General features: G+C 51.4%; 10 protein-coding genes. 8 read left to right on the top strand and 2 right to left on the bottom strand.

Annotation, left to right across the window (positions count from 1 at the left end; genetic code table 11):
* The first annotated feature begins 7 nt into the window (after window positions 1–7).
* The 8 genes from EHT25_RS27260 (at window position 8) to EHT25_RS27295 (ending at window position 10,660) form a co-directional block, all read left to right on the top strand.
* Entirely contained in the window at window positions 8–1,462 is a 1,455-nt protein-coding gene (locus EHT25_RS27260) for a complex I subunit 4 family protein (protein WP_124878533.1), read from the top strand.
* Between the two features lie 82 nt (window positions 1,463–1,544).
* Window positions 1,545–2,936 (top strand): NADH-quinone oxidoreductase subunit N, encoded by a 1,392-nt coding sequence (locus EHT25_RS27265; protein WP_124878534.1) that lies wholly within the window; start codon window positions 1,545–1,547, stop codon window positions 2,934–2,936.
* A 111-nt stretch (window positions 2,937–3,047) separates the two neighbouring features.
* A complete protein-coding gene (locus EHT25_RS27270; protein WP_124878535.1) occupies window positions 3,048–3,530 on the top strand; it encodes a GtrA family protein in 483 nt (160 codons plus the stop codon).
* A gap of 126 nt (window positions 3,531–3,656) precedes the next feature.
* Entirely contained in the window at window positions 3,657–3,848 is a 192-nt protein-coding gene (locus EHT25_RS27275; RefSeq protein ID WP_124878536.1) for a hypothetical protein, read from the top strand.
* A gap of 76 nt (window positions 3,849–3,924) precedes the next feature.
* Window positions 3,925–4,527, top strand: a complete 603-nt coding sequence (locus EHT25_RS27280) for a SprT-like domain-containing protein (protein ID WP_124878537.1) — start codon at window positions 3,925–3,927, stop codon at window positions 4,525–4,527.
* Complete coding sequence (porU, locus tag EHT25_RS27285) at window positions 4,502–7,930, top strand: type IX secretion system sortase PorU (protein ID WP_124878538.1); 3,429 nt, start codon at window positions 4,502–4,504, stop codon at window positions 7,928–7,930. Before EHT25_RS27280 ends, porU begins: the two co-directional genes overlap by 26 nt.
* A gap of 116 nt (window positions 7,931–8,046) precedes the next feature.
* Window positions 8,047–9,300: a type IX secretion system outer membrane channel protein PorV gene (gene porV, locus EHT25_RS27290; RefSeq protein ID WP_124878539.1), complete on the top strand. Its 1,254-nt coding sequence runs from the start codon at window positions 8,047–8,049 to the stop codon at window positions 9,298–9,300.
* Between the two features lie 76 nt (window positions 9,301–9,376).
* On the top strand, window positions 9,377–10,660 hold the full coding sequence (locus EHT25_RS27295; RefSeq protein ID WP_124878540.1) for a M16 family metallopeptidase: 1,284 nt from the start codon (window positions 9,377–9,379) through the stop codon (window positions 10,658–10,660).
* A gap of 11 nt (window positions 10,661–10,671) precedes the next feature.
* On the opposite strand, the gene EHT25_RS27300 is transcribed toward EHT25_RS27295, so the two are convergent.
* Together EHT25_RS27300 and EHT25_RS27305 are read right to left on the bottom strand one after the other, a co-directional pair.
* Complete coding sequence (locus EHT25_RS27300) at window positions 10,672–11,583, bottom strand: metallophosphoesterase (protein ID WP_124878541.1); 912 nt, start codon at window positions 11,581–11,583, stop codon at window positions 10,672–10,674.
* A 150-nt stretch (window positions 11,584–11,733) separates the two neighbouring features.
* Window positions 11,734–12,651 carry a PfkB family carbohydrate kinase gene (locus EHT25_RS27305; RefSeq protein ID WP_124878542.1) on the bottom strand — a complete coding sequence of 306 codons (918 nt, stop codon included), beginning with the start codon at window positions 12,649–12,651 and terminating at the stop codon, window positions 11,734–11,736.
* Window positions 12,652–12,772: the final 121 nt, after the last annotated feature.

A 12,772-nucleotide genomic window follows, 5' to 3' on the forward strand; every position in this document is an offset into this window, starting at 1 on the left:
CTAGTAGATGCTTACACTTTCTATTCTGCTCTTTCCGATTCTGGCCGCGCTGCTGGTGCTGGCTGTTGGGGGGAAACAGGCCAAACAAATCGCTTTCGCTGGCGCGCTGGTCGAGCTGGCTTTATCGGGCTATGCTTTTCTGAACTTCGTTCCCGACGCAACTTCCCAATTCAGCTTCGATTATCCGTGGATTTTCGCGGGCAGCATCCGCTTTAGTGCCGGTATCGACGGCGTCAGTCTGCTGCTGGTTGTCCTGACGGGCCTGTTGACTCCGCTCATTATTCTCTCGGCATTCCGCCATACGTACGAACGTCCGGCGGTTTTTTATTCGCTGATTCTGTTCATGCAAGCCGCCCTGATGGGCGTTTTCACGGCGCGGGACGCCTTTCTGTTCTACCTGTATTTCGAAGCCGCGCTGATTCCGATCTATTTTCTGGCCGCTTCCTGGGGTGGCGAAAACCGCATTGCCGTTACCTTCAAGTTCTTCGTTTACACCATTTTCGGGAGTTTGTTCATGCTGGTGGCGCTCGTTTATCTTTACTTCCAGACGTCGCCCGCAACCGGTATTCATTCGTCGGCCATCACCGATCTATATAACCTGAAACTCAGCGCCACGGAACAAACCTGGATTTTCTGGGCCTTCTTCATTGCCTTTGCCATCAAAATGCCGGTTTTCCCGTTCCATACCTGGCAACCGGATACCTACGTGGAATCGCCGACACCAGCCACCATGCTGCTGGCCGGAATTATGCTGAAAATGGGGGTTTACGGCGTCATTCGTCTGTTGCTGCCCATCGTTCCCGAAGGCGTCGATAGGTGGGGCACAACGGCCATTGTGCTTTCGGTCATCGGAATTGTCTACGGAGCGCTCATCGCCATTCGCCAGCGCGACATCAAGCGACTGATTGCGTATTCGTCATTTTCGCACGTTGGCCTGATGGCCGCCGGAGTTTTCTCGCAAACGTCGTACGGAATTCAGGGCGCCCTGGTGCAGATGCTGGCGCACGGCATCAACGTCGTCGGAATGTTTTTCGTGGCCGACATCATTGCGTCGCGCACCAACACCCGGCTGCTCGACCAGATGGGCGGTATCACCCGCTACACGCCGAAGCTGACGGTATTCTTCATGATTCTGCTGCTCGGCAGTGTCGCGCTGCCGCTGACCAACGGTTTTGTCGGCGAGTTTTTATTGCTGGCGGGCGTGTTCGAACACAATAATATACTGGGCGGTGTGGCCGGTCTGACGATTATTTTCGGAGCCGTTTACATGCTGCGGTTATTTCAGAAAGCCATGTTTGGTAAAACCACCGATTTGACGACCGGTTTCAACGACGTTTCCGGGAGCGAAAGCTGGGTGTTTATCCCGCTTTGTTTTATGGTTTTCTGGATTGGACTTGTACCGAACTCATTTTTGAAACTGACCGAACCGGCAGTTACGAACCTATTACAGTTTATAAAATAGTTTGAAGTTTAGGGTTTAACGTTTACCAATTCCATCCAGTAGACGTCAGGCCTTAAATCGGATACCTCAAACGATACAAAATATGCTTTCGATTGTACTCCTGTCTGTCTTTGGAATCGTGCTCCTGTATTTGGGCTTTCTGAAGTCCCGGGCGGTTCTGTTACCGGCTACTCTATTATTCATCCTGCTTGCGCTGGGAGCCGGTTTTCTGGAGTGGAATAAATCATATCTCTATTTCGGCGACATGCTGCTGATCAGCAACGTCGCCATTTTATTCACGAGCATCGTACTGGTTTCGGCCTTTATGGTGGTGTCACTTTCCGGTGATTTTTTGACTGACGAATCCGCCCAACCGGCTGAATATTACGCTATTCTGTTGTTTTCGATCGTGGGAGCCATCATGATGATTTCCTACGAAAACCTGATTATGCTTTTCGTCGGCGTCGAAATTCTGTCGGTTTCCATGTACATTCTGACGGGCAGCGACAAGCGGAATCTACGTTCCAACGAAGCGGCTCTGAAATACTTTCTGATGGGTGCTTTTGCGACGGGCATCATGCTGTTTGGCATGGCGTTGCTATATGGCGCGGCTGGTTCGTTCACATTGACGGATATTAAAGGCTACATTGCCCTGTCGCACGGTCGTCCGTCGCTGTTGCTTTACCTGGGAGTTTTGATGGTGTTGATCGGGATGCTGTTCAAAGTGTCGGCGGCTCCGTTCCATTTCTGGACGCCCGACGTGTACGAAGGAGCGCCAACCTTATTTACCGCATTCATGTCGACGGTGGTCAAAACCGCCGGTTTTGCGGCCCTGCTGCAATTGTTATCCGTTGCGTTTAGTGCGATATACGGTTTCTGGTGGATCACGCTGGCAGTCATTACCGGGCTGACGTTGCTGGTCGGAAACCTGACGGCAGCCTACCAGGAAAGCTTTAAACGAATGATGGCCTATTCCAGCATTTCTCACGCCGGTTATCTGCTGATCGGCCTGGCGGCTTTAGGTCAGCAATCCAAACAGGCACTGGTTTTTTACTCCCTGGCTTACTCCGTTGCCACCATCGCTGCGTTCGGAATTCTGCTGGTGGTTTCCAAACAACGAATCGCCAACGGTCAGCCCGGCGATACCTACACGGCTTTCAATGGTTTGTCGCGCCAAAATCCGCTGCTGGCGTTTATTCTGGCGGTTTCCATGTTGTCACTGGCCGGTATTCCGTTGACGGCCGGGTTTTGGGGTAAATTCATGATCTTTTCGGCGGCTGTCGACAAAGGCATGGTCTGGATTCTGGTGCTGGCGGTTTTGATGTCGGCTGTCGGTATTTACTATTACTTCCGGGTGGTCATTGCCATGTATTTCCGGGAAGGTTCATCGACTCAAATTCAGGTGGCTCCATTCTATCGGTTTGTGTTGATTGCCGCCACCGTACTTACTATCGTTTTAGGACTTATTCCGGGATTATTTCAGAATTTGATTTAGTGGTTGGAGAGCCATTGGCTCATAAACATCTCACGAATAAGGGTGTAACAGGCACAGTTCTTTACCTTTGAGTTCTCAGATAATCAAAATTCATGCACCAAGGTGATCAGTGTGAATAGCAGCGAACCTAAAACTATAGAAGTAAAGAAGAAAAGTTTCTTTACTTTCTTTCTAACTGCGCTTCTAGGAGCTACGGTCAACTTCGTTTCCCAGATTTTCTACCGGAAATTCTTCAATTTTGATACCAGCGTATTGCTGGGTTACCTGACTGCAACGGTTGTCAGCTTTATTCCCACCAAAAACTACGCGTTTTCGGCCAAAGAAACCGGTAATACCGGGCGGGAAGCGGTTAAATTCCTGGCCATTGCCCTCGTTGCTTGGGGGGTGCAGGTCGGAATGGCAGTCGCTACGCTGAAATGGGTGGCCAATCCCTACTTCCCGGCGTTTTCGCTGTTCTGGCGCGAAAAAGCGTCCCACGTCGTTGGTATGGGGTTCAGCTTTCTGGCCAATTATTTCGGTCATAAACTATTGACCTTTCGCAGCACCGGTATGTACGATAAATTCACGGGCCGTGCCGGGCGCGGTAGTGAATAAATACCATAAGCAATGTGATATTTAAAAGCCTCTAGTATAATTTATCGGTTGAAAGGCAGGATGTTATTGTATTTTTTGATTTTATGTTAAATTTACGGCTCAAACCTTAAACGCCCCGAGACGAAAATGAAAAAAGTATTAGCACTTCTGTTCGTAGGAAGCATGTTGACTTTCGCTGCCTGCCAAAGCAAACCTAAAACAGAAGAAACGACTTCAACAGACAGCACCGCTACGATGTCATCTGACAGCAGCATGATGTCGACCGACAGCGCAACCGCTGCTCCGGCTGATAGCGCAGCTGCCGACACGACGAAGTAATCAGATCATCGGAATCGAACTGACGGAAAAAGCCTTATCTTTATGATAGGGCTTTTTTGTTGGTTGCCAGTTGAGAATGGAAGTACTGCGTATTTTGGAAAGACACCTGCCGGGCCACGCCGTTTCGTATTGTTACGATTTGTGGAAAAACCATCCGTTTGCGTTTATCGCGTCCAGTCCCCGGCGGACGAAGCTGGGCGATTTTCGGGTCGAACGGGGCACCGAGTTTACGATTACCGTTAATAATGACCTTAATCCGTACGCTTTCCTGATTACGTATCTGCACGAAGTGGCGCATTTGCTGGTCTATCAGCGATACCGTCGGCTCGGGCGGCCACACGGCCCGGCCTGGAAAAAGATGTTTCGGGAAGTCATGCAGCCCGTATTGCACGAAGCGGTTTTTCCGGTTACGGTTTTAACTCCTCTGAAGAGCTACCTCAGCAATCCCGCGGCTTCGACCGGAGCGCACCCGACGCTCACCCGTGCCTTGCGGCAACTGGACGTAAAACCAGACGGACAGCAACTGCTGGTTGAAATGCCGGAAGGCGAAACCTTTCGTTTTTTGCAGAAAGAATACATCCGGGGCATGAAACGGCGCACCCGCGTCGTTTGTACGGAGAAGACTACAGGTTTGAAAGTGTCGATTTGGGCGCATGTTTGGGTGGAAAAAACGGAATAAATGCGGGCTTGCCATTGGGCTGATCCTCATCGGATTAGGCCTGAGCGCGCGGGCGCAACCGTTGCCATCGGTTTTGGCCGACGGCCCGTGGCTGAAAATCGGAATCACCAAAACCGGTGTCTGCAAACTCGATGCGGCTTTTCTGACGAAGGCTGGCGTTAGCGTTTCCGCCCTCGATCCGCGCACCATCCGGCTTTTTGGCAACGGCGGAGCTGCACTGCCACAAGCTAACGCAAAATTCCGCGCCCGCGATCTGACCGAAAATGCCATCTGGGTAAACGGCGAAACCGACGGACGTTTCGACGCCAGCGATGCCGTGTATTTTTTCGCCGAAAGCCCGCACCCGGTTTTCTACGACTCAACTGCCCGGCGGTTTTCGCACCAGATCAATCCCTACTCCGACACGACGTACTATTTTCTGACCTACGGACAGAAAACCGGGAAACGAATGGCGACCCAGCCGACGATGCCGCAGTCGGGTACAGTAATCACCGAATTTGACGATTACGCGTTTTACAAACCGGCGGGTGAACTAACCAATCTGGTTCGCTCGGGCCGGGAGTGGCTGGAGTATCTCGGCATTGGAACGGATAAAACCGTTTCGTTCAATTTATCGGGTTTGGTGCCTAATTCGACCGCGCTGGTTACGTCGGACGTCGTGGGCCGGGCGCTGGTCAATACGCAATTTCAGGTAAAATGGGGAACGCAGGCGGTTGGAACACAGGCTATTGAAAGTGTGACGGATTATACGTATGACCGGAAAGGGCGCCAAAACCGCCAGACATTTACCGTCACGCCCGCTTCACTGGAAAACCCCGTTCGATTGACGTTGTCGTATGACAAAACCGGGCAAGGTTATTTGCAATCGCTGGCCATTCAGACCCGGCGAACGCTGCGCCGTTACGACGAATCGTTTCTGTTCCGATCGCTGGAATCGGTTCGGTCGGCGACAGTTCGTTACGTCATTCAACAAGCTACTGCTACCATGCAGGTATGGGACGTTACCAACCGGCAAACACCGGTTTTGCTGCCCGTTACGATCAATGATAAGCAGGAAGGAAGCCTGACAGCCGCCGGAAACCGCCTGCGCGAATACCTGGTTTTTTCGCCGGATCAAGCATTTACGCCCGAAACAGTTGCTGTTGTTAACAATCAGAGTTTGCAAAACCGGCCGACGCCCGACCTGCTCGTGGTTACATCGGCCAGTTGGCGGGCACAGGCGGAGCGGCTGGCGGATTTTCGTCGGAAGAACGATAGACTGGATGTGCTGGTGGTAAGTTCGCAGGAGGTTTACAATGAATTTTCGTCCGGCCAGCCTGACCCAACTGCCATCCGGGATTTGGCCCGATCGTTGAATAATCAGACGCCCGGCAAGTTGAAATACCTCCTGCTTTTCGGCGATGCCACGTACGATTACAAGAATTATACGAAGCTGATGACTCCGGCTCAGTTGGCGGCAACCCTGCCAACCTACGAAAGCCGGGAGTCGCTGCACCCGGTTTTGAGTTACAGTTCCGACGATTATTTCGGATTTCTGGAAACCGCCGAAGGCGAGTGGACGGAAGATTTTTCGGGCGACCATACGCTGGATATTGGCGTGGGACGCTTGCCTGTCAAGTCGACTGAAGAAGCCCGGGCGGTGGTCGATAAATTGATCCGGTACGCGGCTACGTCCAACTTACCGGGCGACTGGCAAACGAAAATTGCCTTCGTCGCCGACGACGGCGATCTGGATTTTCCGAATATTCACCAGACCGACGCCGATCGGCTGGCTCAGAAAATTGCAGCCGCACGACCGCCGTTTCGGATTGAAAAATTGTATCTGGATAGTTTCGCGCAGGAATCGAGCCCCGGCGGGCAAAAAGCTCCGGCCATGAATCAGGCTATAACAAAAGCACTGAACGACGGTCGGTTGATCGTCAACTATACCGGACACGGTGGCGAGTCGGGATGGGCGGAGGAGCAGGTCGTGACGTTGCAGGATATTCTGGGCTGGACCAACCAGCGGCTACCGATCTTTGTGACGGCTACCTGCCAGTTTGGGCGCTACGACGATCCGGCGCAGACCTCCGGCGCTGAACTGGCCTTGCTGAATCCACAGGGCGGCAGTATTGCGTTGCTAACCACAGCCCGACCGGTTTATGCCAGCACGAATTACCTGTTGAATAACGCGTTTTACGAAGCGCTGGCCCAACATACCGCCGAAAGCGCTCCCCGGCTGGGCGAGTTAATCCGGCTCACCAAAAATGGCAGTCTAAGCGGTAGCCTGAACCGTAATTTTACGTTGCTGGGCGATCCTTCGATGCAATTAGCTTATCCAACGGCCAAAGCCGTACTGACCCGCATCAACGGAAAAACCACGGGAACAAAGGCCGATACCCTCCGCGCGCTGGAAACCGTTCGGCTGGAAGGTGAAATCCGGCAGGGCGAAAGCTTATTAAGTCAATTTAACGGTTCCGTAAAAGTGACGCTGTTTGACAAAGCCGATACGCTGGTGACCAACGGAACGGAATACAGCCCGCCGATGCGCTACGCCGAATACCGCAGTCCGTTGTATACCGGTCAGGTTCGGGTGCAGAACGGTAAGTTCGTTGGCCAGTTTGTCATGCCGAAAGATCTGGACTATCGGATTGGGCCGGGAAAACTATTTCTGTATGCCGTTCAGGCGGATAGTCTGGGGGAAGCTGCCGGAAGTCACGATAATTTATTAATCGGTAACAGCGTCCCGAATCCGGTCGCCGATACAAAACCGCCCACGATGCGTCTATTTATCAACGACCCGAGTTTTTTGGATGGCGGAACCGTATTGGGACCGATTACTACACTGATTGCCAAATTAAATGACGAAAATGGCATCAATATTGCCCGTAGTGGTATTGGGCACGAAATAATGATCCGGTTGAACAACGATTCGCCGATTGTTGCAAATGACTATTTTGTTGCCGACCTTGACGATTACCGAAGCGGGACCGTGCAATATGCCTGGCAAAACTTGCCGCCGGGTACGTATACAGTTCAGGTAAAAGTGTGGGATGTTTACAATAATCCAGCGGAAACAACGTTGAAATTTGTAGTTTCCGAACAACCGGCGTTGATCATTCAGTCGGTCGACGTAGCACCCAACCCATTTCAGGAACAGGCAAACTTCGAAATACGGCACAACCGCCCCGGTGATGAATTGGAAGCAACGCTCCAAATCGCCGATCTGAGCGGCCGAACCGTAAACGAACGAGTCTATCAATGTTCTAACTGCAACGCGTCCATCACCGGGTTAAACTGGGGTGGAACCCTATCGAGCGGAGCAACGGTATTACGCGGTTTGTACGTCTACCGACTACTATTGCGTTCAAAGTCTGATGGCTCGTCTGCAACGCATTCGGGCAAGTTGCTCTATAGTAGGTAGTTATAAAAATATATTCCATACTAACTATTATATTCAATTTTAATCATCGTAAATTTGGCGTTCTTACAATGGTGACCCAACGAACGCGCTAATTCGGGAGTTAATTAACCTCTTCTATGACACGTACCTTATCGTCAATTTGTTTACTTGGTTGCCTGACACTTCCTTTATTTTCAAACGCCCAGATTAGTGGGGGTTTATTGGGGCAGGACACGGTTGCGTACCGGATTCCCCAAATGGCGCTGCCGTTCCTGAACTTTACTCCTGACGCCCGGAGTGCCGGGTTGGGTGATGCAGGTGCTGCGCTGAGTGCTGACGCCAATGCGGTTTTCTGGAATCCGGCGAAGCTGGTTTTTGCCCAGAAAGACCAGGGACTTGCGTTGTCCTATACGCCCTGGCTGCGAAGTATTGGCGTAGACGATATGTATTTTACCTATTTATCGGGCTACAAAAAAGTGAGCCGGAACGACGTGATCGGTCTTTCGCTGATGTACTTTGATATGGGAACGATTGATTTTACGACCATTCTGGGCCAGCCAGCCGGTTCGTTCAACTCCAAGGAATACGCCGTGACGGCTTCGTATTCGCGCCGGTTGTTTCAGAACTTCTCGATGGGGGTGAACCTGCGGTACATCAATTCGAACCTTTCCGGTAACTATTCCGTCAATGGCGTATCGTTGAAACCGGCGTCCACGGCGGCTTTCGACATCAGCGCTTTCTACCAGAACGAAGTGCGCGACGATATTACCGGCAAAGGCTTCAAATGGTCGTTTGGCGGGATTATCTCCAACATTGGCGGTAAAGTAACCTACGGAACTACGTCGCCCGCGCCGATTCCAACTAATCTGAAATTAGGAACGGCCCTGACGCTTTACACCGATAAATTCAACAAATTCAACTTCGTTCTTGATCTGAACAAGTTGATGGTGCCAACGCCACCGGTTTACAAAACCGTCAATGGGGTCGTTCAGTATCAAAACGGTGCTCCGGTTATTTCGCAGGGAAAAGACCCCAATCGTCCCACGCTGAGTTCCATTTTTGGTTCGTTCTCGGATGCGCCCGGCGGATTCTCGGAAGAAGTGAAAGAGATCAACATTGCCACGGGGATCGAGTATTGGTATAACGAGCAGTTTGCGGCTCGGGTAGGGTATTACCACGAACCCCGTGTGAAAGGCGGACGGCAATATTTTACGACCGGTTTAGGCATTCGGCTCCAACAGAAATACGGGATCGACTTTGCCTACCTGATTCCGGTTGCGCAGGGAAGCCCGCTGGCGCAGACCTTCCGGATTTCGTTGATTATCGACATCGATAAAAAAGCCAAGTCGGCCGAATCGGATGACACCGACGACCGGGGTAATCTGGAATAAACAGACATTGATTTTAGAGTGACAATGGCACCCTTCGGGCGTGCCATTATTTTTTTATCGCTTGAGTATTGGCACAATGGAAGTCGTAAATCGAACGGAGGCACCCGAATATAAACGAATTGAAGAAGTCAACATTCCGGCCATAGCGACGCAGACGCTGGACAACGGACAGCCGGTTTACTGGATCAACGCCGGGCAACAGCCCGTTAGTCGTCTGGAAATTGTCTTTGAAGCCGGTGCCTGGTATGAACCGCTGCCGGGATTGTCGTCGCTGGCGATGAAAATGCTGACGGAAGGAACCCGCTCGCACACATCGGCCCAAATCAGCGAATATTTTGACCGTTTTGGGGCTTATCTGGAACAGCAGAGCGGCACCAACCGCGCCAGCCTGACGGTTTACAGCTTAACCAAGCACCTGCCTTCCATTTTGCCGATGGTTCAGGAAATGCTGCTGGAGTCGGTTATTCCGGAAAAAGAACTCAACCACCAGAAGAATATCAGCCTGCAAACGCTGCGGGTCAATCTGGAAAAAAATAACTTCGTGGCCACCCGATTGATTCGGGAAAAAGTGTTCGGCAAAAGCCATCCGTACGGTCATAGCCAGAATCCGGAAACGCTGGAAGCGATTGGGCGTGAACAGGTGGAAACCTATTATCAGCAACGGATTCGGCAAAAACCGTTCCGGGTGGTGGTTTCCGGACAACTAACGGAAACGGAAATTGCGCTGATCAATCAATACCTGGGCTGTCAAACCATCGAAGCACCGCTGGCGGTAAACGAAGCGAATAAAACCGTACTCAGTGATCCGCGACCGGTTTTGGTCGACAAAGAAGACAGCCTGCAATCGTCGATTCGGCTGGGACGTTTGCTGTTCACCCGCAGCCATCCGGATTATTTCCCCGCGCTGGTCCTGAACGAAGTACTGGGCGGTTATTTCGGCTCCCGGCTCATGAAAAATATTCGGGAAGAGAAAGGATTTACATACGGAATCTGGTCGAATATCGCCATGCACCCCAACGAAGGATCGTTTTTGATCGGAACCGACGTAAAACGGGAAAATACGCAGGAAACGCTCGATGAAATCTGGAAGGAAATCCGTCGGCTGCGCGACGAACCGGTACCGGAGACGGAACTGGAAACCGTCCGAAACTACATGGCCGGTTCGTACGTGGGAAATCTGAATACGCCGTTCGAAATTGCTGACCGCTATAAGACGGTTTTGTTCGAAGGGTTGCCCGCCGACTACATCAGCACCTACATCCCGCGGATTCGGGCGGTAACGGCCGCACAGGTGCAGGAAATGGCCAACCGCTATTTGCCGGATGGTTCGTTGATCGAGGTGGTTGTCGGGGGCAAATAAGGGCCGGGAGTTTACTTACCTGCGTCCTTTTTTAAAATCCGGTTCGTTTCGGCGGCATAGCCGTTGATTTTTACGTAGTCGGGATAGATTTCCACAATGGCAAAACCGTTGTCTTCCTGTTCGACCATACCCCGGAATGTGACGTAGTGAATGCCCTTGTGGGTGAGATGGCTGCTGACGTGGACATGCCCGTTCAGGTAAGCCAGCACGTTCGGATAATTTTCCAGCAGGGTCCGAATTTCCTGATCATTCCACAACGTATGCTGATCTTTTTCCGGTACCAGCGGGAAGTGACACAGAATCAGTACTTTTTCGTTCCGTTTAGCGGCCAGATCCAGTTCTTTTTTCAACCAGCGGGTTTGTTTTTCGCCCAAACCACCGTTCCAGACCTGGGCATTCGGCGCGTTCCGGGCCTTCAGATCGACCAGTTTTTGGGTTGCCGCCTGATGGCTTTTACTGTTGTTGACCTGCCCATACACGCTGAGGTCGTTGCCATCCAGCACAATGAACCGCCATTGTTTTCTCGCGAACGTGTAATACCGGTTTTTGAGCCGCAGAATGTCCGGTACTTTTTTAATTTCTTCCTGCTTCACGGAAAAGTCGTGGTTGCCCAAGACCTGATAAAGCGGGCTTTTCAACGGTTTGATGAGCGCATTCAACGTGTCAAAACTCGATACGTCATGATCAATAAAATCGCCGAGGTGCACCACAAAATCCACGTTCTGCTGATTGAACGTCTGCACCGCTTCGGTCAGCTTCCGAAGCGACGAACGATAGTGGCGGGTCCCGGCATTTTCACAGTCGCAATACTGCACGTCGGTCATCAGCCCGAAAGTAAACAGCGGGCTAGTGGTTTGGGAAAACGCCCGGTTTGCGGTGAGCGATAAACCAAACAGGAGCAACCACAGGAATGGCTTCGGCATAGGTTGGGGAGGTTTATGAACCGGAATTGACCGTCTTGAACTGGGATTACGCCGATTAAGGGATTAAGAGGAATTATCCTTTGGATTAAAATAACAGCGGAAGCAATCCTAGTTAATCCTTTAATCGGCGTAATCCGAGTTCAAGATGTTTTAGACGATTTCAAACGCCGACAGCTGCACGAATTTCGCGACGCGCTCGTTGATTTCGTCGGTCGACAGATTGAAGAGCCGTTCGGCACCGAATTTCTCGACGCAGAACGATGCCATTGCCGAACCGTAAATAATGCCGCGCTTCATGTTGTTGAACGACACATCGTTGGTGCTGGCCAGATAGCCGATAAAACCGCCCGCAAACGTGTCGCCCGCGCCGGTGGGGTCAAACACTTCTTCCAGCGGCAATGCCGGGGCAAAAAAGATGCTGTCGCCGTGGAAAAGCAACGCGCCGTGTTCCCCTTTCTTGATGATGACGGTTTGGGGGCCCATCGCCTGAATGGCGGCTGCGGCTTTCACCAGCGAATACTGTTTGGATAACTGACGTGCTTCTTCATCGTTGACTGTCAGGACGTCTACCAGTTTAATCACTTCCATCAGGTCGTCCCAGGCGATGTCCATCCAGAAGTTCATGGTGTCGAGCATGATCAGTTTCGGGCGGTTGGGCAGCCGTTCGATCACCATTTTCTGGATCGCCGGAGCGGTATTGCCCAACATCAGAAACTCACAGTTTTTATATTGTTCAGGGATAATCGGGTTGAAATTCTCCATGACATTCAACTGAACATCCACCGTGTCCCGCGAATTCATGTCATTGTGGTATTTTCCCGACCAGAAAAACGTTTTCTCGCCTTTCCGGATTTCCAATCCCGCCGTATCGACGCCGTGATCCTTGAGAATGTCGATCATTTCCTGCGGGAAATCGTCGCCGACGACGGCTACCAGATTATTTTGATTCGTAAAATACGAGGCAGAGAGCGTAATGTACGTGGCGGCTCCGCCAATGATTTTATCGGTTTTACCAAAAGGCGTTTCCAGCGCGTCGAAAGCCACTGAACCAACTGTTAACAAACTCATGCTGACGGGATAAAGACAGTGTAAATTGAAAGAGTAAACTAAAGGAAAATGAACCATTTTACCAACCTGGCGGGTTGGTACACTATTGGCATCAAGTTGCGAAGATAGGAAAAGTACCGCA

Origin of the sequence: Larkinella rosea (assembly GCF_003858635.1) — a bacterium.
In the GTDB taxonomy this organism is placed as follows: Bacteria; Bacteroidota; Bacteroidia; order Cytophagales; family Spirosomataceae; genus Larkinella; species Larkinella rosea.